Annotated in this window: 21 protein-coding genes, 1 tRNA gene and 1 pseudogene; 10 read left to right on the top strand and 13 right to left on the bottom strand. The window is 71.0% G+C overall.

Going from position 1 to position 24415, the window contains the following annotated elements; genetic code table 11:
• Window positions 1-684, top strand: a pseudogene (locus LZ198_RS31675) (hypothetical protein); the annotation flags it as partial.
• Window positions 685-801: 117 nt separating this feature from the next.
• Window positions 802-2757, top strand: coding sequence for an ATP-binding response regulator (locus tag LZ198_RS31680; RefSeq protein ID WP_253975857.1), 1956 nt, complete (start codon window positions 802-804; stop codon window positions 2755-2757).
• A 25-nt stretch (window positions 2758-2782) separates the two neighbouring features.
• Here the strand turns inward: LZ198_RS31680 and LZ198_RS31685 are convergent, their stop codons facing one another.
• Entirely contained in the window at window positions 2783-4897 is a 2115-nt protein-coding gene (locus LZ198_RS31685) for a protein kinase domain-containing protein (protein WP_253975858.1), read from the bottom strand.
• 84 nt (window positions 4898-4981) lie between these two features.
• On the bottom strand, window positions 4982-6322 hold the full coding sequence (locus tag LZ198_RS31690; protein WP_253975859.1) for a trypsin-like peptidase domain-containing protein: 1341 nt from the start codon (window positions 6320-6322) through the stop codon (window positions 4982-4984).
• A gap of 245 nt (window positions 6323-6567) precedes the next feature.
• Between LZ198_RS31690 and LZ198_RS31695 the strand changes: the two genes are divergently transcribed.
• Window positions 6568-7596: an ATP-binding response regulator gene (locus tag LZ198_RS31695; RefSeq protein ID WP_253975860.1), complete on the top strand. Its 1029-nt coding sequence runs from the start codon at window positions 6568-6570 to the stop codon at window positions 7594-7596.
• Here LZ198_RS31695 and LZ198_RS31700 read toward each other — a convergent pair.
• From LZ198_RS31700 to LZ198_RS31715, 4 genes are read right to left on the bottom strand one after another with little or no spacing between them, the layout of a single operon-like run.
• Window positions 7584-8621 carry an agmatinase family protein gene (locus LZ198_RS31700; RefSeq protein WP_253975861.1) on the bottom strand — a complete coding sequence of 346 codons (1038 nt, stop codon included), beginning with the start codon at window positions 8619-8621 and terminating at the stop codon, window positions 7584-7586. The genes LZ198_RS31695 and LZ198_RS31700 overlap by 13 nt on opposite strands.
• A gap of 40 nt (window positions 8622-8661) precedes the next feature.
• Window positions 8662-10431, bottom strand: a complete 1770-nt coding sequence (locus LZ198_RS31705; RefSeq protein ID WP_253975862.1) for a DUF4215 domain-containing protein — start codon at window positions 10429-10431, stop codon at window positions 8662-8664.
• A gap of 12 nt (window positions 10432-10443) precedes the next feature.
• Complete coding sequence (locus LZ198_RS31710; protein ID WP_253975863.1) at window positions 10444-11451, bottom strand: PEGA domain-containing protein; 1008 nt, start codon at window positions 11449-11451, stop codon at window positions 10444-10446.
• A gap of 9 nt (window positions 11452-11460) precedes the next feature.
• Window positions 11461-14283: a serine/threonine-protein kinase gene (locus LZ198_RS31715; RefSeq protein WP_253975864.1), complete on the bottom strand. Its 2823-nt coding sequence runs from the start codon at window positions 14281-14283 to the stop codon at window positions 11461-11463.
• A gap of 278 nt (window positions 14284-14561) precedes the next feature.
• On the opposite strand from LZ198_RS31715, the gene LZ198_RS31720 reads away from it, so the two are divergent.
• Together LZ198_RS31720 and LZ198_RS31725 are read left to right on the top strand one after the other, a co-directional pair.
• Window positions 14562-14945, top strand: coding sequence for a DUF1801 domain-containing protein (locus LZ198_RS31720; RefSeq protein WP_253975865.1), 384 nt, complete (start codon window positions 14562-14564; stop codon window positions 14943-14945).
• An 83-nt stretch (window positions 14946-15028) separates the two neighbouring features.
• The gene (locus tag LZ198_RS31725) at window positions 15029-15571 is read left to right on the top strand and encodes a hypothetical protein (protein WP_253975866.1); all 543 of its coding nucleotides are present in this window, start codon (window positions 15029-15031) and stop codon (window positions 15569-15571) included.
• A 48-nt stretch (window positions 15572-15619) separates the two neighbouring features.
• Here the strand turns inward: LZ198_RS31725 and LZ198_RS31730 are convergent, their stop codons facing one another.
• Complete coding sequence (locus tag LZ198_RS31730; RefSeq protein WP_253975867.1) at window positions 15620-16141, bottom strand: hypothetical protein; 522 nt, start codon at window positions 16139-16141, stop codon at window positions 15620-15622.
• 274 nt (window positions 16142-16415) lie between these two features.
• On the opposite strand from LZ198_RS31730, the gene LZ198_RS31735 reads away from it, so the two are divergent.
• Window positions 16416-17759 (top strand): M57 family metalloprotease, encoded by a 1344-nt coding sequence (locus LZ198_RS31735; protein ID WP_253975868.1) that lies wholly within the window; start codon window positions 16416-16418, stop codon window positions 17757-17759.
• A 75-nt stretch (window positions 17760-17834) separates the two neighbouring features.
• Here the strand turns inward: LZ198_RS31735 and LZ198_RS31740 are convergent, their stop codons facing one another.
• Window positions 17835-18824, bottom strand: coding sequence for an NAD(P)H-quinone oxidoreductase (locus LZ198_RS31740; protein WP_253975869.1), 990 nt, complete (start codon window positions 18822-18824; stop codon window positions 17835-17837).
• A gap of 83 nt (window positions 18825-18907) precedes the next feature.
• On the opposite strand from LZ198_RS31740, the gene LZ198_RS31745 reads away from it, so the two are divergent.
• From LZ198_RS31745 to LZ198_RS31755, 3 genes are read left to right on the top strand one after another with little or no spacing between them, the layout of a single operon-like run.
• A complete protein-coding gene (locus LZ198_RS31745) occupies window positions 18908-19117 on the top strand; it encodes a DNA gyrase inhibitor YacG (protein ID WP_253975870.1) in 210 nt (69 codons plus the stop codon).
• Window positions 19114-19845, top strand: a complete 732-nt coding sequence (locus tag LZ198_RS31750; RefSeq protein WP_253975871.1) for a tyrosine-protein phosphatase — start codon at window positions 19114-19116, stop codon at window positions 19843-19845. The genes LZ198_RS31745 and LZ198_RS31750 overlap by 4 nt, the downstream gene beginning before the upstream one ends.
• Before the next feature lie 17 nt (window positions 19846-19862).
• Window positions 19863-20927, top strand: coding sequence for a lysylphosphatidylglycerol synthase transmembrane domain-containing protein (locus tag LZ198_RS31755; protein ID WP_253975872.1), 1065 nt, complete (start codon window positions 19863-19865; stop codon window positions 20925-20927).
• A gap of 57 nt (window positions 20928-20984) precedes the next feature.
• On the opposite strand, the gene LZ198_RS31760 is transcribed toward LZ198_RS31755, so the two are convergent.
• The 3 genes from LZ198_RS31760 to LZ198_RS31770 all read right to left on the bottom strand — a co-directional run bounded on the left by LZ198_RS31760 (window position 20985) and on the right by LZ198_RS31770 (window position 21958).
• Window positions 20985-21449, bottom strand: a complete 465-nt coding sequence (locus tag LZ198_RS31760; RefSeq protein ID WP_253975873.1) for an outer membrane protein assembly factor BamE — start codon at window positions 21447-21449, stop codon at window positions 20985-20987.
• A gap of 84 nt (window positions 21450-21533) precedes the next feature.
• The gene (locus tag LZ198_RS31765) at window positions 21534-21704 is read right to left on the bottom strand and encodes a hypothetical protein (protein ID WP_253975874.1); all 171 of its coding nucleotides are present in this window, start codon (window positions 21702-21704) and stop codon (window positions 21534-21536) included.
• Window positions 21701-21958 (bottom strand): ribbon-helix-helix domain-containing protein, encoded by a 258-nt coding sequence (locus tag LZ198_RS31770; protein ID WP_253975875.1) that lies wholly within the window; start codon window positions 21956-21958, stop codon window positions 21701-21703. Before LZ198_RS31770 ends, LZ198_RS31765 begins: the two co-directional genes overlap by 4 nt.
• A gap of 230 nt (window positions 21959-22188) precedes the next feature.
• Here LZ198_RS31770 and LZ198_RS31775 point away from each other — a divergent pair, with 230 nt between their 5' ends.
• Window positions 22189-23577: a hypothetical protein gene (locus LZ198_RS31775; RefSeq protein WP_253975876.1), complete on the top strand. Its 1389-nt coding sequence runs from the start codon at window positions 22189-22191 to the stop codon at window positions 23575-23577.
• Window positions 23578-23678: 101 nt separating this feature from the next.
• On the opposite strand, the gene LZ198_RS31780 is transcribed toward LZ198_RS31775, so the two are convergent.
• Both LZ198_RS31780 and LZ198_RS31785 read right to left on the bottom strand, forming a co-directional pair.
• On the bottom strand, window positions 23679-23972 hold the full coding sequence (locus tag LZ198_RS31780; RefSeq protein ID WP_253975877.1) for a hypothetical protein: 294 nt from the start codon (window positions 23970-23972) through the stop codon (window positions 23679-23681).
• A gap of 256 nt (window positions 23973-24228) precedes the next feature.
• Window positions 24229-24302, bottom strand: a tRNA-Ile gene (locus tag LZ198_RS31785).
• Window positions 24303-24415: the final 113 nt, after the last annotated feature.

Consider the following 24415-nt stretch of genomic DNA (forward strand, 5'->3'; position numbering starts at 1 on the left):
GATGACGCCCAGCCGCGCCCCGTGGCGCCGCCCCCCGCGCCGCCGCCTCCGCCCGTGCACGTGGGCGTCCCCGTTCCCGCCGCGCCCGTGCCCCCGCGCCAGGCGCCGCCGCCCGTGGCCGCGACCTCCGCCCAGGTGCCTCCTCCCGGGGCGGTGCCCCCCGCGCCTCCGGCCCGGCCGCCCGAGCCGCCGCCCACACCGCTGTCCTTCGCGGAGGCGCAGGCGGAGCTGGCGCGCAGCCTGGACCGCGAGGACGTGGCGCGCACGGTGCTGCGCTTCGCGATGGGCAAGTGGAAGCGCAACCTGCTGTTGTCGGTGCAGGGCAGCCTCGTCACTGGCTGGCACGGCATGGGCTCCGGCGTGCGCGAGGCGTCCGTGCGGCGCATCGGCGTGGCGCTTCGCGAGCAGAGCACGTTCCGTCTGGTCCGAGACACGCGCTCGCACTACGTGGGCCCGGTGCGGCGTGACGCGGCGATGGCCGTGTTCTACAAGCTGCTGGGAGGTGGTTTCCCCACGACGGCGGTCATCCTTCCCCTGCTGGTGCGGGGAAAGGTGGTGCACCTGCTGTACGTGGACAACGGGCCGGATCAGCTCACGCCGCCAGATGTCGGGGAGCTGATGATTCTGTCTCAGAGCGTCGGACGCTCGTACGAAGCGATGATGCGCCGCCGCAAGAGCGCATGAGCCACGCTCGGGATTCCCGAGCGTGGGATGGCTGTTCGCCGCCGCGCCATCGCGATGGCGTCCGGGCGCGGGGTGCACCTGCTCCGGGCGCGACCAGCGGGTCCGCAGGAGCCTCTCGTGGAAGACTCTCGCAACCAGGGACGTGGAGACGGGGACGCTCAACTCGAGGCGCTGCTCGACGCCATGGAGGCCGTCAACCGCGGAGACTTCTCGCGCCGCGCGGCGGTGCGGGGGCACCATCCGCTCCTGGACCGGCTCGCGGAGACGTTCAACACGGGCGTCTCCCGGCTGGCGGCGTTCACGGAGGACATCTCCCGCGTGGCGCGGGAGGTGGGGTTGGAGGGCCGGCTCGGCGCGCAGGTCCCCACGCACGACGCGGAGGGCGCCTGGCGGCGGCTCGGAGACGGGGTGAACATCCTCGCCTCCAGCCTCACGGCCCAGGTGCGCGACCTCATCGACGTGAGCAGCGCGGTGGCGCGCGGAGACCTGTCGCGCCAGCTCTCGGTGGAGGTGCGGGGCGAGGGGCTGGAGCTCAAGAACATCGTCAACGCGATGGTGGAGCAGTTGCGCGTGTTCTCCCTCGAGGTGACGCGCGTCGCGCGCAAGGTGGGCGTGGAGGGCGGCAGCGCGGAGGCCCCCGGCACGGAGAATGCGCCCACGGGCGTGTGGAAGGAGCTCAACGACAACGTCGGCTTCACCGAGAAGCTGGCGCTCGCGTCGCGAAACAAGAGCGAGTTCCTGGCGAACATCACCCACGAGCTGCGCACCCCGCTCAACAGCCTGCTCATCCTGTCCAAGGCGCTCTCGGACAACGCCGAGCACCGCCTGGGGCCCCGGGAAGAAGGGTACGCGCGGACCATCCACGCGGCGGGCACGGACCTGCTGTCCCTCATCAACGACATCCTCGACCTGTCCAAGGTCGAGGCGGGGATGATGCGCGTGGAGCCGGCCGACGTGCCGCTCACCGACATCAAGCTGGCCGTGGAGCGCGAGTTCCAGCACGTGGCGGACCACAAGGGCCTGGGGTTCGGCGTGGCGCTCTCGGGGGCTCGGCCGTGGACGGTGCACACGGACCCCATGCGCCTGCGGCAGGTGCTCAAGAACCTGCTGTCCAACGCCTTCAAGTTCACGGAGCGGGGGCGCGTGGAGCTGCGCATCACCTCCGTGGAGCGGGGCCTCCTGCGCTTCGACAGCGAGGTGCTCAACCACGCCGACGCGCTCTGGGCCTTCAGCGTCACGGACACCGGCATCGGCATCCCGCAGGAGGCGCTCAACCGCATCTTCGACGCGTTCCAGCAGGCGGAGCCCTCGACGAGCCACCGCTACGGCGGCACCGGGTTGGGGTTGTCCATCAGCCGTGAGCTGGCGCGGCTGCTCGGTGGCGAGCTGCACGTCATGAGCGAGCAGGGGCGGGGCAGCACCTTCACGCTCTACCTCCCGGAGGTCTACGTGGGCGCGGTGGGTGGCGAGGGCCTGGCCCACGCGGCGGCCCACACGCGAAGCAACCCGGTGATGCTGGAGTCCGTGTCGCTGACGACGCACGCGGCCGTGTCCGCGCGCGAGCTGGCGGCGTTCTCGGACGTGGGGCTCGGCGACGCGTCCTCCGGGCAGGACGTCTCCGTCCTCTCCGCCGCGATGCTCTCGGGTGCGACGTGGGAGGTGCCCTCGGCGCCCGTGGAGTTCCCTCGCTCGAACAAGGGGCTCAGCGGCCGTCGCATGCTCGTGGTGGACGACAACATCCGGGAGGTCTTCTCGCTCATCAGCGTGCTGGAGAGTCGGGGACTGGAGCTGCTCCACGCGGAGTCGATGGGCGAGGCCCTGGTCCTGCTTCGGGACTCACCGGAGCTGGACGCGATGCTGCTGCTCGTCCCGATGACCGACGAGGGCTACGACGTGGTGAGCTCCGTCCGTCGGGACGCGCGCTTCGGCGCGCTGCCCATCGTCGTCGTCACCGCGGCGATGACGGAGGACGAGCGGTCGCGGTGCCTGGCCGCGGGGGCCAACGAGTGCCTGGGCCGGCCGGTGGACCTCGACCGCGTCCTCGCGTTCCTGTCCCGAGAGGGTCGGGAGTAGCCCGGCCCTCGGGGAAGGCAAGGGGCTACTCCTCGGACGGCGTCTCGAAGTCGACGTCGAAGGCGATGCGCTGGCCCGGGTCCACCTTGAAGCTCTTCTGCCAGCGCGCGCCGTTGGCGATGACCAGGAGCTGGTGGTTGCCCTCGTACACCTCCTGCTCCTCGACGGGGGCCGCGCCGACGAGGCGACCGTCGAGGGTGACGATGGCGTCCTTCGGTGCGCGCACGATGACGTAGCTCTTGTTCAGGAAGACCTGGAGCGACGCGCGTCCATTGGCGGAGACCGTGACGGTGCGGGTCGTCTGGATGCCCAGCACGGTGTTGCTGAGCGTCACGACGTAGCGCCCCACGGGGAGGGTCGCGGTGAGGGGCGTCCGTCCGAGGAAGGTGCCGGGAACGGACACGTCCACGCGCGGATCCACGGTGATGTCCAGGAGGCCGGTGATCACCTGCGGTCGCTCCGGGGCCGTCCCCGCGTCCGTGCCCGCATCGAGGAGCACGGGCGGCGACACCGCGAGCGAGCCCGCGTCCTCGCCTTCTTGGGAGATTCCAGCGGGCAGCTTCGACAGGACCACCGCCCCGCCCGCGAGCGTCAGCACGAGCCCCACGCCCGCGATGGGAATCCAGGCGCGGGAGGACTTCGGAGAAGGCGCCGCGCCCGGCGTGGCGGTCGCAACCGGTGGCACGCCAGCAGCGGCCGGAGGCGTCACCTGCGCGATGACGGGCTGCGGTCCGGCGGGGGTCGGAGAAGGCGTCGCGCCAGTCGCGCCAGTCGCTGGTGTGGAGGCTTCCGCAGCGCTGTTGTCGGTCGGGAGCTGGGGGCTGGTCGTCGTGTTCGTCGCCTGCGCGCTGGTACCACCGGCGTCGCCTGCGGGGCCGGTCGTCCCGTTCGCGGCCTGTGTGCCAGCCGACGGAGCGGAGCCACCCTGCGTGCCCGAGGCAGTCACGGCTCCAGGCGCGGCGCTCGGCGTGCTGGTCGTCGCACCCGCTGGAGCGGACGGACTCGCGGCCTCGGGCGCGCTGGGAGTGCTCGTCGCCTCGGCGCCGCTGGCGGGCTCGCTGACGACCTGGACGTTGCCCGTGCCACCGGAGACGGCGGCGAGGATGGAGAGCTGGCCCTGCAGCGTGGGCCACACCTTCGGGACGATGGTGGCGGGCAGGCTGCCGGTGGCGAGGAACTCGGCGACCGCCGGGGGCGGCACGCCCGTCTTCTGGAGGACGTCCGCGATGCCCGCTTCGATGACGCGGCGGCGCGCGGCGCGGGCCTCGCTCTCGGGTGGGAAGAGCTTGGCGAGGAAGTCCGCCAGCGAGGTGTGCGCGGGCAGGGTGCCCACCGCCTCGACGATGGCCTCGCGGAACGCGTGGGCGGACGTGTACCGGTCATACGCGCGCTTCGCGGTGGCCTTGCGCACCACGGCGTCCAGCTTGAGCGGCACGTCCTGGGACATCGTCGGCAGCGTGCGCGTGAGCGTCGCCTTGTCCGGGTCCGCGTTGTCCTTGAACGGCATCTTCCCGGACAGGCACTCGTGCAGGACGAGCCCCAGCAGGAACACGTCCGACTGGACGTTGACTGCCTCGCGACCGCCCAGGAGCTGCTCGGGCGCGCTGTATGCGCGGCGGTTCTTCACGCGCTTCCCGTCGCGCTCGCGCGGCGCCACGCTGAGCGCGCCGTAGCCCGTCACCTTCGTCATGCCGCTGAAGGACACCATCAGCGTCTCGGGGCGCACGTCACCGTGCACCAGGGGCGAGCCGTCGTCGTTGCCCGCCATGTGCGCGTAGTGCAGGCCCATGGCGGCATCGGAGGCGATCAACGCGGCGAGCGGCGGCGGCAGGCGGGGATGCGCCTCCAACACCCGCCGCAGTGGCTCGCCGTCCGCGAACTCCGTGACACGCGCGAGCCCGCCGTCCTGCGCGGCGAGGCTGTGCACGCGAAGGATGTGCGGATGGTCGAAGACGAGGGCGCGGTTCGTCTCGCGCGTCAGCTTGGCGGTCAGCTCCGGGCTCTGCACCACCTCCTGCGGCGCCCAGATGAGGACGACCGGGCGAGGAGGCTGACCATCCTCCAGGGCGAGGCCGAGGAAGGCTCGGGAGCCAGCCCCGGCGAGCAGGGGACCAAGAGAGAGGTAGCGCACGGTGCTCATGGGGCCTGCATGCTAGTGCGATCCGCACGTGCCCCGAAATCCGAGGAAGCCGCTGCTACATCCCTGTCTGGCTGGAGGGCGGCCCTACAGGCTCTGGCCCTGGTCCTGCTCGAAGGGCAGCGTGATGTGGTAGCCGTAACGGCCTCGGCGCACGAGCAGCAGCACGCTGCGTCCGCGCCGCGCGTTGAGCAGCGCCTCCCGGAAGGCATCCGCCGTCGCGAGGGGCTGGTTGTTCACGCGCAGGATGATGTCCCCGGGCTCCAGGCCGACCTCCGCCGCCACCGACCCCGGCCGGACGCCCGATAGCGCGAGCACGCCCTTGTTCTCCTTCACCCGGAGTCCCAGCCTGTCCCACGCGAGGGACTCCACCATGCGCGGGGGGAACTCCGTGGGGGTGAGCTGGAGGGTGCGTGTCTCGCCGTCACGGAAGAGGACCAGGGCGAAGGTGGAGCGGGCCGGGTAGCCCCGGATGCGCGTGTCGAAGTCCTCGGCGTCCTGCAGGCGCGAGCCGCCCAACTCGGCCACCACGTCGCCGCGCCGCACGCCGGCCTGCGCCGCCGGGCTGCCGGGCTCCACGGACGTCACCAGCGCGCCATAGGAGCGGTCCCACCCGAGCTGCCGCGCCACGCGAGGCGGCAGGTCCGCCGCGTCGATGCCCACCCACGCGGGCCGCACCTTCCCGAAGCGCGTCAGCTCGTCGACGATGCGCCGCACCTTGTCCGCCGGAATCGCGAAGCCGATGCCCTGCGCGCCGCCGCCGAAGATGGCCGTGTTGATGCCGATGATCTCCCCGTCCACGTTGAGCAACGGCCCACCCGAGTTGCCCGGGTTGATGGCCGCGTCCGTCTGGACGAAGTCGTTGTAGACGCGGTTGTCCGCCCGGAAAGTTCTTCCAGTGGCGGACACGACGCCCGCGGTGACGGTCTTGCTCAGGCCGAACGGGCTGCCGATGGCGATGACGGTCTCGCCAATCATCAGGTCGGAGCTGGTGCCCAGCCGGGCGATGGGCAGGGGCTCCTTCGCGTTGACCTTGAGGACGGCCAGGTCGTTGGCGGCGTCGCTGCCGATGACTTCCGCGTCGTAGGAGCGACCGTCCGCGAGCACGACGTGGATGGCGGAGGCGCCGCGGATGACGTGGTCGTTGGTGACGATGATGCCGGACGCGTCGATGATGACGCCGCTGCCCAGGCCTTCAATCTTCTGCCGCTCCTGTCCTCCGCCCATGCCGCCGAAGAACTCCTCCAGGGGCGAACGGCGGCGGAAGCGCGACTCCACCTCCTGCTCGGTGCCGATGTAGACGACGGCGGGAGAGACCTTCTGGACGACCTCCACGACGGCGTCCCGGCGCCGGGCCATGTCGGCGCTCGCGCCACCCGATGCCAGCAGCGTCGCCACCAGCAGCCACCTCATGACTCCTGCCTTCATTTCAACCCTCCATGCGCCTCGGGCGGATTGTCCGCGGAGTGACAAGCGGACTGTCGGGAAGCCAGCGGCATTCCCAGGATTCGCTGGAGGCCGTGCGTCGCCTTTCATAGATCAATCCACACGTCCGTGAACGATCGCATCTCCGGGAGGTGGCCGTTCCCCGAGTCATTGCCGGATCGGTGGGGGCCGGTCGGAGTCCTGGCGTCGTGGCCTTGGGGCGCCGCGGCGGTGTCGAGGAGTGGAGCATGAGTCTCGTCCTGGTCGCGGATGATGAGCCCGCGGTGCTGGAAGTCCTCAGTCAGGTGGTGGAGGACCTGGGTCACGAGGTCGTGAAGGCCCGGGATGGCGCGGAGGCCCTGGAGCTGGCCCGCGAGCGTCGCCCCCAGTTGGTGGTGACCGACCACATGATGCCCCGGCTCAGCGGCGTGGAGCTGTGCCGCCGGCTCAAGCGGGACGCGACGCTCGGGGACGTGCCCGTCATCCTCCTGAGCGCGGTGCTGCCCCAGGGCGCCCCGGAGGCCCACGCCTTCCTGCACAAGCCCTTCGAAATCACCGACTTCGAGTCCCTGGTCCACCGCTCGCTCGCGCACGCGCCCCGGGCTCCCGCGCCGGAGCCGGAGCCGCCCGTGGTGGCGCTCGGCCACTGGACCGCGCGGGCGCTCCAGGGCGCGCTGGAGGTGGCGTGGACCCAGCTCAAGCGGTTGGAGGCCGACCCTCGCCTGGAGCGTGACGCGTTGGCGTCGCTGGGCGTGCAGCTCCAGTCCCTGGACGCGTTGGGCCGGACGCTCCGGGACGCGGCGCGGCTGATGTCGGGGGAGTTGAGCCTCCACGCGGTGGAGGGGGACCTGGCGTGGCACCTGCGCGACGCCGTGTCGCTGTGGCGCACCCGCGCCGCGGTGTCCTTGTCGGCGCCCGTGGAGCCCGTGTCGGTGACGTTCGACGCGGACCGGGTCCGGCAGATCCTCGACGTGCTCCTGGCGAACGCGGTGCGCCAGGGGCAGGCGCGCGTGGAGCTCCAGTCCTCGCGCTCGCGGGTGACGGTGAGGGTGCGGGACGGCGGGCCGGGGCTGTCCGAGGAGACGGCGCGGAGGCTGTTCGCGCCGTTCCAGTTCCAGGACGGGCCCGCCGGGGCCGCGGGCCTGGGGTTCTACGTGGCGGCGGAGCTGGCGCGCCTGCACGGCGGCGGGCTGTCCGTGGAGTCGCGCCTGGGGCAGGGCTCCACCTTCAGCCTGCACCTGCCCCGGGGCACCCGCGCCGAGGCTCAGTCGCGCTGAGACTTCAGCATCCAGCCGATCATCTTGTAGAGCAGGCGGGCGCCGACGTTGCCGTCCCACTCACCGCCCTCGGGATCCGGCGCGACCTCGGTGAGGTCGAAGCCGACGATGGTTCGCCCGGAGCGGACGACCCCGGCGAGCAGGGCCACGGCCTCCGGGAAGGAGAGGCCACCGGGGACGGGCGTGCCCGTGTGGGGGCAGAGGACGGGGTCGAGCCCGTCGATGTCGAAGGAGAGGTAGACCTGCTGGGGCAGCAGGGCGACGATTTCATCCACCTGGCGGTTCCAGGGGACGCCGTCGAAGCGGCGGCTCTGGAGGGTGGCGTCGAAGAAGCCGTGGACGCGGCCCTTCGAGTCCTCGATGTAGCGGTGCTCCTCCTGGCTCATGTCGCGCAGGCCCACCTGGACGAGCGTCTTCACGCCGGGGATGCGCTCGGCGACGTTGTACATGATGGAGGCGTGGGACCAGGTGAAGCCCTCGTAGGCGACGCGCAGGTCGGCGTGGGCGTCGAGGTGGAGCACGCCCAGGCCCGGGTACTTCTCCGCGTGGGCCTTGATGATGCCGAAGGAGATGGAGTGGTCGCCGCCCACCGCGCCCACGCGCTTGCCCTGGTCGAGCCAGTGCTTCGCGGTGCGGTAGACGTGGTCGTTCAACTGCTCGCACAGCGCGTTGACGTCCTTGGCGGCGGCGAGCAGCTCCGCGTCGCCGGAGTGGATGCCGCCGGCCTCGATGACGACCTGGGCGCGCTCCTTGGCGCGGGTGTTCCAGTCGCGCAGCTCCTGGGGCTCCGGGAGCATGGCGATGCCGCGCTCGTACGGCCGGCCCGTCTCCACGTCGAAGAGGTCCACCTGCCGGCTGGCGTCGAGGACGGCGGCGGGGCCTTCCGAGGTGCCGCCGCCATAGCTGGTGGTGGCCTCGAAGGGCACGGGGATGAGGACGACGTGCGCCTCGTCGGGCGAGTGGGGCAGTCCGAAGACGCCGGAGTCCGGCTGGGCGGCGGCGCTGGGGTCGAAGTGGGTGGCCATGGCGGCGGAGGATACGGTCCCGGTTTCGGGGCGCAATGGGTCAGTTGCGCGGACGGGGGCCGCAGACGCCCCGCCTCTGACCGAGCAGCTTGATGCACCCGACGTCCTGGTCCTTGCCTCGCGTGCAGTCCGCGTCGAGCATGCAGCCCATGGCCAGGGGGCAGTCGTAGCCCTCGCCTCCGGCCAGGGGCGTCACGGCGAGGCGGTTCTCCGGGACGGACGTGGTGACGGGTTGGTTGCCGGCGGTGCCTGGGTCCAGGTTCTCCAGGAGGATGGCGGCGGCGCTCAGCCTCGTCGCGGAGAGGCGCAGGCCCGTGGCGCCGTCGGTCCTCGCCCCGTTGATGGCCGAGACGAGCGCGTCGGTCAGCGCCGAGGCGCCCCCGCTGGGCGGCAGGCGCACGGGCTTGTGGGAGAGCGCGGCGGCGCGTCCGTCCGTCGTGAACTCGAAGAACACCCTCCGCGAGCCGTCGTCGAGGACCAGGACCTCTCCCGGGCGGGCCAGGTCGCTCATGGACAGCGTCCCTCGCGCGTTCGTGGGCGCGCGCGCCCGCCCGCAGTCGGCGCTGCAGGTGCCGCAGGCGTTGGCGTTGCCGTCGTCACACACCTCGGGCGGCTCCACGAGGCCATTGCCGCAGTGGGTGGCCAACGTGCAGTCCGCGCTGCATCCATCGTCATTGACGTTGTTGCCGTCGTCACAGCTCTCCTTCCTGCTCGCGTCGACGATGCCGTTGCCGCACGTCTCGTCGGACCGGCAGTCGGCGCTGCAGCCGTCGCCGTCGACCCGGTTGCCGTCATCGCAGGCCTCGCGGGTCGCCAGGTCGCGAACCCCGTTGCCGCACGTCTCGTCGGAGCGGCAGTTGGCGCTGCAGCCGTCACCGTCGACGTTGTTGCCGTCGTCGCAGCGCTCGCCCCGGCTCGCGTCGACGATGCCGTTGCCGCACGTCTCGTCGGAGCGGCAGTGGGCGCTGCAGCCGTCACCGTCGACGTCGTTGCCGTCGTCGCAGGCCTCGCCCGCCGCGAGGTCGCGCACGCCGTTGCCACAGTTCTCACGGGACCGGCAGTCGGCGCTGCAGCCGTCGCCATCGCGGTTGTTGCCGTCGTCGCAGACCTCGCCCGCCACGCCGTCGAGGATGCCGTTGCCGCAGCGCTCGTTGGAGTGGCAGTCGGCGCTGCAGCCGTCGCCGTCGAGGGAGTTGCCGTCGTCGCATTGCTCCTCGCGGGTGAGGTCCACGAGGCCGTTGCCGCAGCGCTCCAGGGAGCGACAGTCGGCGCTGCAGCCATCGCCGCTCAGGGAGTTGCCGTCGTCGCAGACCTCGCCCGCCGCGCTGTCGAGGATGCCGTTGCCGCAGCGCTCGTTGGACCGGCAGTCCGCGCTGCAGCCGTCGCCGTCGACCTGGTTGCCGTCGTCGCACAGCTCGCCCCTGGCGGCGTCGAGGACGCCGTTGCCACACGACTCGGCGGACCCACAGTCCGCGCTGCACCCATCGCCGTTGACGTGGTTGCCATCGTCGCACGCCTCCCCGAGTTCTGGCTCGACGCGCCCGTTTCCACAGCGCAGCACGAACTTGCAGTCCGAGGTGCAGATGCTGTCCTCCTGCCTGTCCCCGTCATCACACTGTTCGTGGGCCTGGACGATTCCGTCGCCGCAGGTGTCCGTGCGGTCGATGCACTCCGTCTGGCGGGCGGTGCACCTGTAGCCAGCGGGGCAGAGGAGGCCTTGTCGGCAGGTGACGGTCTCGGAGTCGGAGCAGGCGAGGAGCGCCCCGCAGAAAAGGAGCGCGAGGCAGGTGACGACGCGGACGGGCTTCATGCGGACCTCACATCAGAAACGGACGAAGCCGAGGACTCCGGGGGCTTCGGTGTCGAGGATGGGGGCGAGCGCCCAGGGGGCCTCGGGTTCGGGTTGGATGCGGTAGGACTCGCGGCGGTTGAGGTAGGCCATGACGGCGCCGGTCACCAACGTCGCGCCCGCGAGCGAGTACGCGCCGATGGCCACGCCCTGGAGCCGGGAGCCCCTGCGGCGCAGCGAGGAGAGCGCGGGCGTGAGCGGGGTGCCCTCGGGTGGAATCCGGGAGTCGAAGTCGTCGAACGCCTGCTTCGACTTCACGTGCAGCAGCGCGCCTGCACCGCCGACGGCGAGCCCCGCGCCGAGCACCGTCCAGGGAACCCACGCGGACCAGCGCCGGCGATAGCGGATCACCTCGTTGGCGGTATGCAGCGCCAGGCGCAGCTCGGCCGTCTCCCCGGCCTTCAGCGTCTGCCGCGTCTCCGTGGGCAGGTAGCCTTCCTTCAGCGCCACGACGCTGTGGACGCCGGGGCGGATGAGGCTCCGGTATCGCCCGGGGGCCTTGAACAGGGGCTGTCCGTTCAGCGTGACGACGGCGCCCTCCTCGTCGCAGCGGACGTCCACCCAGGCGAGCTGCTTCTCGATGAGGGCCTGATAGGCCCGAGCGTGTTCGAAGCGCGCGGCGTCCAGCGGCTCGGCGCCGTGGTCCATCGCGGCCCGGAGGTGCTTGTGGACCTCGAGCGGCTGGTCGAGGTTCATCAGCGCGAGGGCCAGGTTGTAGTGGATGGCCGGGTGGTTCCAGTGGCCCAGGGCCCGCCGGTAGCTGCGGATGGCCTCGACGAAGACGGACTCACGCAGGTAGCCGTTCCCCTCGAGGAACAGCACCTCCGCGGCCCGCTGGTCCTCGGCGGAGACGCCCTCGGCCCAGGGGCGGTGGGGGCGGGCGTCCAGGGCACCCGCGGCCTGCTGCGCGATGGCCGGCGTCGCGCACAACACCAGCGACACGAGGACCCACCGTGTGACACGCGCTCTGCGTTCCGACATGGCGGCTCCTCACTTCAGCGTCTCGATGAACCGGCTCCCGAGCGTCGCCTCGATGCGCCGTGCCCGCTCCTGCTCCCGCTGGAGGAGTCGCTCGGCTTCACCCCGGGACTGCCGCGCCGCCATGGCGCTCTGCTCGGCGCGGTAGCGGGCGAGTCGCGCGCGATACTCGGCCTGACGCGCGCGCCGGAGCGTGACGACCAGCTCCGTGTTCTTGCGCACCAGCTCCGCGTTGCCCTCCTCCACCTGGCCGGAGGCCTCCTCCGCGCGAAGCTGCGCCGCCTGCCGCTCCTGCTCCTTGGTCTGCACCTCGGCGAGCCGGGCCCGGGCTTCGGCCTCCGAGGTCCGGGCCTGGGCCTCCGCGTGCCTCGCGGACGCCTCCGCGCGCAGGGCGGCGGCGGCCTGTCGCTCGGACTCCTGCTGGGCATCCCGGATGAACACCAGCGCCACCGCCGCGGCGATGAACAGCAGCACCAGGAAGGTCACGCCGCCCACGATGAGCACGCGCTTCAGTCGCTCCTGCCTCGCGGCCTGCTGCGCGACGGCCCGGAGGAAGGCCCGCTGGAACGCGGGCAGCTCTCCCCGATACCGGCGCTCGAACCTGCGGGCCTCCTCCACCATCTCCCCGCGCCACAGCAGGCCGCTGTCGCGCCCCTTCGCCTGCCACTGCCGCGTCGCGTTCCGCAGTTGCTCGAGGAAGGCCGTGTCCTCCTGGCCCTCGTCGAGCCAGCGGCGCAGGGTGGGCCAGCCGGTGATGAGCGACTCGTGCACCAGCTCGACGGACGAGCCCGTGGCGCCGCGCCCCGTCTGGATGAGGAGGAGGCGCGCCTGGACCAGGTGGTCGATGAGGCGCTGCAGCTCCGCCGTGTCCCGCGTCAGCTCACGCAGCTCCTCGAGCGACACGATGGCGCGTGTGCGCTCCGACGTGACGAGCCGGAGGAACACCGCCCGCGCCAGTGACTTCTCGTGGGGCGACATGCCCGTGAGCACGCTGTCCGCGTGGGTGGCCAGCGCGCCGGAGATGCCCCCCAGCCGCCGATAGGCCTCCTCCGTCAGGAGCTTCCGGGACGGATCTCGAGCCTCCCAGAGCTGCGTGGCCGCGAACTGGAGCAGGGGCAGCGCGCCGGGCGTCGTCTCCAGGTGTTGGATCATCTGGTCCACCATGGTGGTGGACTCGAAGCGATACCCCGCGAGCTCCGCGGGCTGGGCCAGCGCCTCCCGGAGCCCGTCCCGCTGGGGCGTGGAGAGGAAGAACAGGCCGGGGGCCAGCTCCGCCATGAAGCGCTCGTTCTCCGAGACGCGGTCCAGGAAGTCGGAGCGCACCGACAGGATGACGCGGATGGGCGACGTCGCGTCGTCGGCGATGCCGGACAGGCACGCGGTGAAGGCGCGGCGCTCGCGCGCGTCGGGCACCAGCGTGTACAGCTCCTCGAACTGGTCGATGAAGAGGACGATGCGCCGCCGCTCGCGCCGGGCCCGGGCCCGCAGCACGGCGCCCACGTACCCTGGCTCCAGCCGCAGGTGCGAGGCGATCTGCTGCTGCTTGCGCAGGTCCTCCTCCAGCGTGGGCGAGGACGTCACGAAGGGCGCGAGCATGCTGGCGAGCGCCGCGAGCGGGTCCCGCCCGGGTCGGATGATGAGGGACTCCCACGCCGCCCCGGAGCGCTTGAGGGCGGGGAGCAGGCCCGCGCGCACGAAGGAGGACTTGCCGGCGCCGGAGGGGCCCACCACGGCGACCAGGGGCGTGTCCTGCACGCGGTTGACCAGGGCCGCGGTCTCACGCGCCCTGCCGAAGAAGCGGCCGGAGTCCGACTCCTGGAAGGAGCTCAGCCCGGCGTAGGGGCTCTGGTCGATGGGGGCGGATTGGACGAAGCGCCCGGGCATGAACGGCTCCAGGGCTCGCAGGAGCGCGAGCGCGTCCGGGAAGCGTTGGTCCTTGTGCTTGCGCAGGCAGCGGTCGACGACGCTGGCCAGCTCCACCGGGACGTCCGGGAGCGCCGCCCGGAGCGGCGGCATGGGCTCGTCGAGCAGCGCGGTGACCATGAGCTGGGGGCCACGCAGCGGATCCAGGGGGTGACGGCCCGCGAGCATGCGGAAGAGCATGATGCCCACCGCCCAGATGTCCGTGCGGTGGTCGACCGGGACGCCGTTGCCCCATTGCTCCGGGGACATGTACGACATCGTCCCGAGCAGCGCGCCCTGCCGCGTGAGCTGGTGCGCGTCGTCGACGAGCACGGGGCCGGGGGTGTAGCGCAGCCCCTCCAGGAAGGCGCGCGGCAGCGCGTCGGAGGGGCGCTCGTCGCCGTGGAGCACCTTGGCGATGCCGAAGTCGAGCACCTTGATGGTGCCCGAGTCCGTCACGATGATGTTCTCCGGCTTCAGGTCCCGGTGGACGATCTTCTGCTCGTGCGCGCAGGCGAGGGCGCGCAGCACGGGCGCCATCAGCTCCACGACGCGCGCGGGAGGAAGCCGGGGCGCGCCCTTGAGCAGCTTGTTGAGCGGCTGGCCCTGGAGGTACTCCAGCACCATGTACGGGCTGTCGCCGACCTCGCCGACCTCGTAGATGATGACGATGTTCTCGTGGCTGAAGCGCGCCGTGGTGCGGGCCTCCAGGAGGAAGCGCCGCGCGAACTGCGCGTCCTGCGTGTGCAGCAACTTGATGGCGACACGGCGTCCCAGGCGCGTGTCGCGCGCGAGGAAGACGGTGCCCATGCCGCCACTGCCGAGCTGGCGGATGAGCTCGTACTGGTGCAGGCGGGTGCCGGGACCGAAGGTGGTGGGGGCGGGTGGGGCGGGAGGCTCGCTGCTGGCGGAGACGGCGGGGACAGGGTTCATGTGGGGGCTCGACGAGGCGGAGCGAATTCCTCGGGGAAGGCACACGCGGCCCTGCACCTCCGCGACGGGTGTGGGCGCGCCATCAACGAATCACGGGCTGGGAGGGGAGGCTGCTCGCGGAGGCAGGGGTGCCAGCAGGCGGAGACTTCCTGGGGGGCGGTACTTCCTTGGAAGTCCTCTCCTCCCAATCTTGCGATCGAGAGCCTGCTTGCCTATGTGAACGCGGGGGCAGCGTGCTGTCGTGTGATGGATGGACTTCGTGGGAGCAGGGGAGCGACGTGGCGAACAGGGCCGAGGCCGTCGACCGTTACATGTTGGAGCTGGAGCACCCGTTGAAGGAAGAGGTCGAGCGGGTGAGGGCCGCCATCCTGGCGTCCGACCGGCGCATCACCGAGCGCATCAAGTGGAACGCCCCGAGCTTCGGCTACACGGATGACCGGGTGACGTTCAAGCTGCAGCCGAAGCACCAATTCCAGCTCATCTTCCACCGAGGGGCGAAGGTGAAGGACAGCCAGGGCTTCTCCTTCGAGGATGCCTCCGGGCTGCTGCGCTGGGCCGCGGCGGACCGGGCGGTCGTCACCCTGCGCGATGCCCAGGACGTCCGCGCGAAGCTGGAGGCGCTCGTGGAGGTCGTGAAGCTGTGGATGGATGCGACGTCCTGACGCGGCGGGCCTCGCGGAGTCCCAAGGATTGAGACTCGAACGGGGAGAGCGGGGCTGTCGTGTCGTCCTGCTATCGTGAGGGAATGCGAGAACGTCGACTCAACATCATCGTCGCGGTGGGCACCCTGCTGGGGGTCGGGGCGATGACGCTGATGGGGCACCTGTCGTTCAACTTCGTCCTGCTGGCGCCGTTCATCGCAGTGGTCTGCGTCCTGCTGTTGCTGGTGATGGTGGTGCTGGGGGTGTTCCCCGTCCGCAGGCGGATTGCCTTCACGCCGCTGGCCATCCTGCTGGCGGGCATGGCGCTGACGTGTGTGGGGATGGTCCGCGGCATGTACTGGCGCTTCGACCGCGTGGAGCGGGAGTTCGCGCCGCTCATCGCGAGCCTGGAGGCGTACCGCGCGGAGAAGGGGACCTATCCCGAGACCGTCGAGGAGCTGGTCCCCACGCGCATCGCGACGCTGCCCACGTGCGACCTCCAAGGCGGGACGAGCGAACCGCCCAGCCATCGCGACAGCGGCTACCACCGCTACTCGGACGGGAAGTACATCATCACCTGCTACACCGTCGTCTTCTGGAAGTACTCGTACGACTCCAAGGAGAAGTACTGGTACGGCTGGGATTGAGCGCCCGGCGTTCGCGCGGGCGCTCACGGGTGGAGTGGGCGCGGTGGTTCAGAGGCCCACGCGCGTCATGGTGAACGACTGCACCGGCGTGACGTCGCCCTTCTGGAGGACGATGCCGGTGATCTTCCCGGTGAAGGCGCTGCGCTGGATCTGCAGGATGGCGTAGACGTCACGGTTCTGCCCGGCCAGGTCCCTGAACACGATGAAGGCGCCCATGGCGGGGTTGTTGGGCAGCGCGTAGAAGCTCCCCGACTCGCTGTTGCAGCCCAGGATGGGACAGGCGCGGCTGACCGTGCGGACGTAGGTCCCGTCGACGTGGTCGATCTGCTCCGTGCCGGTGAGCGTCATGGTGAGCAGCTCCTCGGGCGCGGCCAGGGGCCACGTGCGCGAGTACGTCCCCGACAGGCCGATGAGGCTGTCCGGGGATTCGTAGAGCGCGGACGTCGCGGTGTCGGTGTCCTGCGACGGTGCATCGCCCGTCGGCAGCTCCTGCCCGCCACACCCCGCCAGGAGCAGGAGGCTGGAGAGGCCGATGACCACACCGTGACGACGCTTCGAAAGGAAGTTCATGGGGTTCCCGTGTTGGGGTGAATCCTGAGATGAATGGTGATTCAGGTTTCGAGTATTCCTTCGCGCGCGGTGCCGTCAAGTCAGGTCGCGTCGGCGCGAGGGTGACTCGGGCGTGACGCGTGTGCTCGCGCGGTTCCAGGGGCCACAGGAAATGACGCTGGAGGTGGAGTCGGAGTCGCGAGGCTAAGAGGCTTCCGCGATTGCCGCGGGGGGCCCGTCGGATGGGACGCTGCCGGCGCCGTACCCATGCAGCGCACTTCCTCAGGAGCAGCCCATGATGCGAAGCAGCGGAGTGTCCCCGTGGCGCACGGGGTGGGTCGTCCTCGCGGTTCCCTTGCTGTGGGCCTGTGGCGCGGGTGAGCCGGACGTGCCACGTGCGGAGCCCGCGCCCTCTGCGCCGTCTTCCCAGGTGATGAGCTGGGAGGACTACCAACGCAGCGCGCGCCGGGTGGTGGATGGGCGCGAGCTCTTCGTCGTCGAGTGGGACCTGGCGGTGTCCCAGGAGGAGCTGCGCTCGCGCTACGAGCAGTACGTCTCCGAGCAGGCGGCGGGGACGTCCGGTGGGCTGGGCACGCAGACCTCCGGGCTCATCGTCAACACCGTGGGCGGGGCGGACGACATCTGGCGGTGGGCGGCGCGCTTCAACCTCCGCTACTGCGTCAGCAACACCTTCGGCGCCAACAAGGCGCGCATCGTCAACGAGATGCAGTACGCGACGGCGAACTGGGAGGCGTTCGCGGACGTGGACTTCATCTACGACAGCACCCAGGACGCCAACTGCGTCAACACCAACCCCGCGGTGACGTTCTCCGTCCAGCCCTGGTCCTCGGGCGGCGCGTGTGCGTTCTTCCCCTCGGGCGGAGGCTGTGTCTCGCGCACGGTCGTCATCGACATCCCCTCGCTCGACCCCGCGCCGCCCAGCTCACCCAACGTGACGACGGCCACCGTCCTCATCCACGAGCTGGGGCACGTGCTGGGCTTCCGGCACGAGCACACCCGCAACACCATCCCCTGCTACGAGGACAGCAACTGGCGCGCCCTGACGCCCTACGACATCCTCTCCACGATGCACTACCCGTGGTGCAACGGCGTCACGACGTCCACCCTCAACATCACCTACCCGGACGCCGCGGGGGCCGCGGGCCTGTATGGCTGGCACACCAACGCCAACTCCGTGCGCAACGTCATCCCCACGCACACGCATGACGTGACGTTCACGACGCAGGTCGGCCAGTCGTTCTTCATCCCCATGGACCTGACCACCAACTTCGCGGAGGGGTGCTTCCTGTCCAGCACCGCCCCGACGGCGGCCCACATCCGTTCGGGCAACGGCTTCGCGGGCGCGGTGGTGGGCACGGCGACGAGCGTCGTCAACACCGGCGTGCAGTGCGGCACCACCACCGCGTACACCTGGTTCCGCGCGAACTTCGCCGGCGTACCCATGGCGGCCAACGGCACCTATACGGTGGTGTTCGGCACGGGCGCCCAGACGCTCCAGACCACCATCAACATCAACAACCCGTACGCCAACGGCACCATGTGGGACTCGACGGGGGGGGGCACCAACCGCGCGCCGTGGGATGCGCGCTTCCGCGTCGGCCGGCTGGGGCCCCTGTGACGTGAGCGTCCCGCTGGCGGGGTGGGGCGCGCGCCTTCACCCCGCTGGCGGCGGGCTTCGGGGGCGCGGGGGGCTTCAATCCCAGCGCACCACCAGCTTGCCCACCGAGTCGTTGCGCGCCATGCGCTGGAGGCCCTCGCGCAACTGCTCCCGGGGGAATACGGCGTCGACGACGGGCCGGAGCGCGCCGGAGCGGAACAGCGGGAGCAGGTGGCGCTCCGCGCTCTGCGTCAGGGCCATCTTCTCCTCGGGCGGACGGCTCCGCAGCACGGTGCCGGTGACGTGCAGCCGCTTGCGCAGGACCAGCCCCAGGTCGACGTCCACGCGGGCGCCGGCCACCAGGCCCACGAGCATGACGCGGCCGCGTGGCGCGAGGGCCTCGAGCGTCTCCGGGACGTAGTCGCCTCCCACGAGGTCCAGGCACAGGTCGGCGCCCCGTCCGTTCGTCTCGGCGCGCACGGCGTCGGCGAAGCGGGGTGGGGCGGCGTCGCAGAGCACCGTCCTGGCCACGCCCCAGTCGGAGGCCCGCGCCAGCTTGGCGGCGTTGCGGCCCGTGCCCACCACGCGCGCGCCGGTGGCCTTGCACAAGAGGGCCGCCGCGGAGCCGACGCCGCTGGCCACCGCGTGGATGAGCACCGTCTCTCCCGCGCTCACGCCGCCTTGGAGGAAGAGGGCGTCGTACGCGGTGAGATAGGCCTCCGGCAGCGCGGCCGTGTCCGTGAAGTCGAGCCCCTCGGGCATGGGCAGGGCCTCGCGCTCGTGCGTGACGAGCAGGTCGGCCCAGGCGCCGCCGCCCACCAGGCCCATGACGCGGTCGCCGACCTGGAAGCGCCGGGCGCGCGGGCCCACCGCCACCACCTCGCCCGCGTATTCCAGGCCGGGGACGTCCGGCGCGACGTCCGGGGGAGCGGGGTAGTGGCCACGCACCTGGAGCAGGTCCGCGCGGTTGAGCGCGGTGGCGCGCACCCGGACGAGGAGGTCGGAGGGCCCGGGGACGGGCGCGGGGCGCTCCTCGAAGGCGAGCACCTCCGGGCCGCCGGGTTGGGTGATGCGCAGGACCTTCATCTCGGGCTCTCCCTCTGTGGCGAGCGGGCACGAAACGTCCTGGCTCGCGGGAGCGTCAAGGCTTATCTATGGAGGAAGCCGCCATGAGCACCTCCCCGTGTCCCATCTGTCAGAAGCCGGTGCCTCCTCGCTCCGAGAACACGTCGTTCCCGTTCTGCTCCCGCCGTTGCCGGGCCGTGGACCTGGGGCGCTGGTTGGGAGAGGAGTACCGGGTGCCCGACCGCCAGGCCGAGGAGACGGAGGATGAGGTGCCGCCCTCCCGCCATCCCGACCGGCAGGCCGGGGACGCGTGAGCGGCTACGTCGACCTGCATTGCCACCTGATTCCCGGCGTCGACGACGGCGCGCGGAGCCTGGATGACGCGCTGGAGATGGCGCGGGCGCTGGTGTCGCTGGGCTTCTCCACCGTGGCGCCCAGCCCCCACGCGCGCCCCGAGTACGCCGCGGTGGACGTCGTCGAGCAGCGCCTGGGGGAGCTGCGGGAAGCGCTGGCGCGCGAGCACCTCCCGCTGACGCTCGGACGCAACGCGGAGAACGTGCTGGACGAGGCCTTCCTGCGCGGCCTGGGCACGCCCGCCGCGCGCATGCTGGGGGCCGGGCGCTGCGTCCTCGTGGAGCTGCCCTACACCGCGCCGGTGCCCGCGCTGCCGGACATCCTGTTCCGCATCCGGACGAAGGGAATCCTTCCGCTCATCGCCCACCCCGAGCGCTGCCTGGAGTTCGAGCGCAAGGGTCGCGCGGCGGAGGCGGTGCGCGCGGGGGCGCTCCTCCAACTGGACGTGGGGGCGCTGGTGGGCCGCTACGGGGGGACGGCGAAGAAGCTGTCCCGCGCCTTCCTGGACGAGGGGCTCTACGCCGTGGCCGCCACGGACCTGCATGGGCCGGTGGGGGCTCGGGATTGGGTGGGCCGGGCGATGGAGGAGCTGGACCGCAGGGCAGGTGGGGAGACGTTCGCCCGCCTGCTCCGGGACAACCCCGCGAGACTTCTGGCTGGAGAGTCGCTGGAGTCCGACCAGGACTGACGGTATACCCGGCCGCCGTGAAACGCGCCGTCAAGCTCATCGCCAGCCTCCTGGTCACCGTCCTCTTCCTCTGGTGGGCCTTCCGGGACACCGACTGGAGCACCCAGCTCGCCAGCCTCCGGTCGGCGAACTATGCGTGGCTCGCGCCGTACCTCCTGTGCCTGGTGGGCATCCACGTCGCCCGCACCCTGCGCTGGGGCTGCCTGCTGTCGGGGCTGGAGCGGGTGCCCTTCCGCAAGCTCAACGAGGCCTCTGGCATCGGCTTCATGATGCTGCTGGTGCTGCCCTTCCGCCTGGGGGAGTTCGCCCGGCCCTTCCTCATCGCCCAGCGCAGCTCCATCCGGCGCAGCGCGGCGATGACGTCGGTGGTGCTCGAGCGCATCGTCGACGGCCTGTTCGTCGCCGCGTCCATGCGCGTGCTGCTCTTCTTCGTCCCCAACGAGACGCCGGAGGTGCGCTACGTCAAGCTGGGCTCGTGGCTGATGTTCGCCGTGTTCGGCGGCGGACTGGCCTTCCTGCTGTTCGGGCTGTGGCAGCAGGAGCGCACGGTGCGGCTGGTGCGCTCGACGGTGGGCCGCTTCGCGCCGGCGTTGGCCGACAAGGTCGCCGACGTCGTGGACACCTTCGTGGGGGCCATGCGGCAGTTGCCGGGCGGCCGACAGGTGGCGCTCTTCTTCGTCTACACGGTGGTGTACTGGGGCGTGAACGGGTTCGGGATGATGCTCCTGGCCAACGCGTTCGACTGCTCCACGGTCGCCCCGGGCGCCACGTGCCAGCCCATGAACCTGTCGCTGTTCCAGGCCTACGTGGTGCTGTGCGTGCTGGTGGTCGGGGTGATGATTCCCGCGGCGCCGGGGATGATGGGGACCTTCCAGGCGGCCTGCAAGGTGGGGCTCAGCCTCTTCCTGCCGGCGGCGGTGGTGAACGCCAGCGGGCTGGCCTACGCGAACGTGCTGTGGTTCGCGCAGACGGCGCAGCAGATCATCTTCGGCCTCGTCCTCATGTCCCTGGGGCACATGTCCTTCCGCGACATCGCGGGCAAGCTGGACAAGGAAGGGCAGGCCGCGGCTCCCAGCGCGTGAGGTGTCTTCCGGAAGGCCGCGCGTCACGCGGGCGGCCTCCGGGACGGGCGCCGAGGACTACGGCGCGGGCGTGGTGGCCGTCGGCTGCTCCGCGTCGGCCGAGTCGCCCGCCACGGCGTTCTTCACCTTCTTCACCGCGCCGGACGGGTCGATGTTGCCCTTGAAGGTGCCGAAGGGGGTGTCGATCTCCTGCTCGCTGCGCGCCTCCGCGTCGTAGCCCTCCGGCGCGCACAGCGCCTTGGAGGTGGAGCGGACGGAGACGATGGGCGTGTCCACCGACGTGCGCTCCTCCGTCGTGGCCTTGGTGACGAGCTTGTCGTCGCGCATGAGCACGCAGCGATCGTCGCCGTAGTACCAGGCGGTGGACTTGTCGGGGAACTCCTGCGCCCGGCTGGGGCCGGAGCCCATGGCCTCCACGACCTGCTGCGAGGTCATGCCCGGGTAGAGCTTGTGGAAGCCGCCCGAACTCGCGCAGCCCGTGGCGGCAACGGCGAGCGCGGCGGTGAGGAGGAGGGTTCGCATGGGGTGTGGAACTCCTGGGAAACGAGGAGTCCCGAGCCTACCCCGCGCGGGTTGCCAGCCTCCAGGTAGGGGCTGGTGAGACGCTCAGAGCTCCTGATCCAACCAGCGGACGATGGCGTCGCGGATGGACGTGGGGCGCTCACCCGCGAGCGGTGTGCGCGGCGGGCGCGGGGCGTCCACATCGCGTACGAGCACGGGGAGCGGTGCCTCGCGCAGGCGCGGCATGAGGCCGCGCACCGGCGTGGACAGCCTCACGAGTTGCCCTCGGGCTTGGCGGGCGCGCGGCCGTACTTGCCGAGCAGGTCCTCCACGGCCTCGCGCAGGTACTCGCTCTGGTGGATGCGCGTGCGGCGGGCCAGCTCGCGCAGCTTCTGCACCTGCTCCTCGGGGACGAGGACGTGGGTGGAGACGATATCGGCCTCGGGACCGCGCGCGTCGACGGTCGCCTCGCTGGCCACCGGCGACGGGGAAAGCTCGGGGCTCAGGGGGCTGGCGTTTCCATCCTGCATGGGGGTTCCTCCTGACGTGGCGCTGCTACAGGCCGCTACCGACCTGTCCGGGCATTAGGGGGGCGGTCTGCCACTCCGTCAACAAAAGCGCCGGCCGGTGACAGGCCCTCCACGCCCACACACGTCGCGGGTGTGGCCCGTCCCATGTCACCCGCTTGGCACCTCACTCTGTCCGGGTGCTCAAGCTACTGTGGCTTTTCGCAGTATCCATTCTTGACGGGAGCATCGTGATGAAACTTCGAGGACTGGCGCTGGCGTGTCTGGGGGCAGTTGCGTTCACGGGCTGTGGTGAATCCGCGGGAGACGTCGCGGTCGACGAGCAGGTCGGGGTATCCGAGGCCGCGGCGACGGCGACGCGCATCTACGCGACGGAGGCCTCGCTGGAGCTGAGCTTCGAGACGATGGGGACGTTCGAGACGCGCGAAGGCGTCCGTTCGCTCATCCTCCACGCGACGGCGAACCGCTATCTGCAGAACGTGTTCAGCTTCGTCCCGGACGACGCGTTCGGGAAGGCGAACATCATCAGCGAGCGCCGCTTCGAGGTGGTGCTGCCCGAGGGGCACGAGCTGAACAGCATCCTCTCCGGCCTGCCGCTGTTCATCAGCGTCAACACCTTCACGGGTACGCCGACGAGCTACACGGCGAAGATCGAGGTGTTCCCGCGCTTCTTCGACTTCCGCGGCGCCAGCTCCGTCTACATCGAGGAGGCGGTGGACCCGGTCTACGTGGTGCACGGTGGGGACAACCTCATCTACCGTGGCCGGGCGAACGTCCTGGCGGACTCGCTGGCGGTGTCGGCGGAGGACGGGATTCCGCAGGTGTCGCGCGTGGACGCGGACACGTTCAAGCTGGACTGGACGTACACGGCGGTGAAGCAGGCCATGGACCCGCACACCACGCCGCTGACCTTCACCGCGAGCACCGCGGGTGGGCAGTCGGTGCAGAAGACGGCGCGGCTGGTGGCGCGCGTGACGTCGCTGGCGCTGACCACGGACGACCCGTACCAGGTCTGGCCGTCGCCGCCGTGCCTGCCGGAGGTCTACACCTGCATCCACTCGAAGCCGGCGGGCACGACGGACTTCGGTGACTGTGGGTCGAACCGCCAGGTGTCGCGCTGTATGTACGTGGCGAACCTGTGTGAGGTGTCGCCGGCCGCGGCCCTGTCGCTGACGCCGGTCGACGCCTCGTCGCTGTCTCCGGCCATCGCGGCGTGGAACGCGGGCTCGAACAACGGCGCGTGGCACCACCTGGAGCCCATCGACGCGTACAGCACGCCGGCGTGCACGAACCCGCCCGCGACCATCCAGGCGGTCATGGAGGAGGTCCACGGTGGGCTGTCGCAGCAGTACCAGGGCTTCCCGGCCATCGAGGACGGCGTCTTCACCAACCGCGCGGGCCTGTCGCAGAGCGTGTTCTTCGAGAACGGCTACTACGGCAACGGCGTGGCGCTGCTCGCGGCGATCGACGCGTACGCCGGTGGCGGCAACGTCCAGGCGTGGATCGCCGACTACGAGGTGCCGTGCCACAACTGCCACCAGTTCAACAAGGTGGCCGTCCTGTTCTACCCGTCGAGCGGCAAGGTGCTCGTGCTCCAGGGGTACACGGGCTACGACTCGTGAGCTGAGGCGGGTGTGAAGAGGAAGGCTCCGCTTCCCTCGTGGGAGCGGGGCCTTCGTCGTTCATGGTGCGCGTGCTGCGGCGCGGGTGAGGGCGCGGAAGGTCAGGGCGGTGGTGGCGCCGTAGACCCAATGGGCGGCGAGCGCGGCGAGGTGGCCGCTCCCGGTGTCTCCCGCGCGGGCGCGGAGAGCTCGAGGGCGGGGACGGCGAACTCGTCGCCCGCGAGGAAGAGGGCGGTGCCGAGTCCCAGGCCCGAGCGCCCGGGCGGGCGGCGGCTGCGCGACATGAGGGCGCCGTAGATGGCCCCCCAGAAGGTGCCGTAGCCGTAGTGGACGAGGTTGCCGAGCTGCTGCTTGCGGCGTCCCTCGACTTCGATGCCCAAGGGGAGGAGGGCCATGCGCGCGGCCTTCTCTGTGGCGGGCGTGAGCCGAGCAGGCCCGAAGCGGCTCCGAAGGCGATGTCGCGAAGGGGGGACGCGTGCTCCATGGGGTGAGACCTCCGGGATGGGGCGTCCGAGACGACAGGACCTCCCGGTGGAGGTGGGCATGGGCTGAGGTGGCAGCAGGGGGCGGCCGGCGCCTCGCCTGGGGTTGGCGAAGGGGAGGGCGCAAAAGAAAACCCCGGAATCACTCGAGGAGTGACTCCGGGGCTTGTGGCCAGGGTCGGACTTGAACCGACTACCTGCGGATTATGAGACCGCCGCTCTAACCAGGTGAGCTACCTGGCCGTAAGTCGTAACCTACGGCTTTTACTACGGAACTTCCAGTACTTCCTGACCACGCCCCCTGGGAGACCGACTTCGTCCAGCAGGGAGGATGACTCAAGGTGCCGAGTCACGGG

Origin of the sequence: Myxococcus dinghuensis (genome assembly GCF_024198235.1) — a bacterium.
GTDB lineage: Bacteria > Myxococcota > Myxococcia > Myxococcales > Myxococcaceae > Myxococcus > Myxococcus dinghuensis.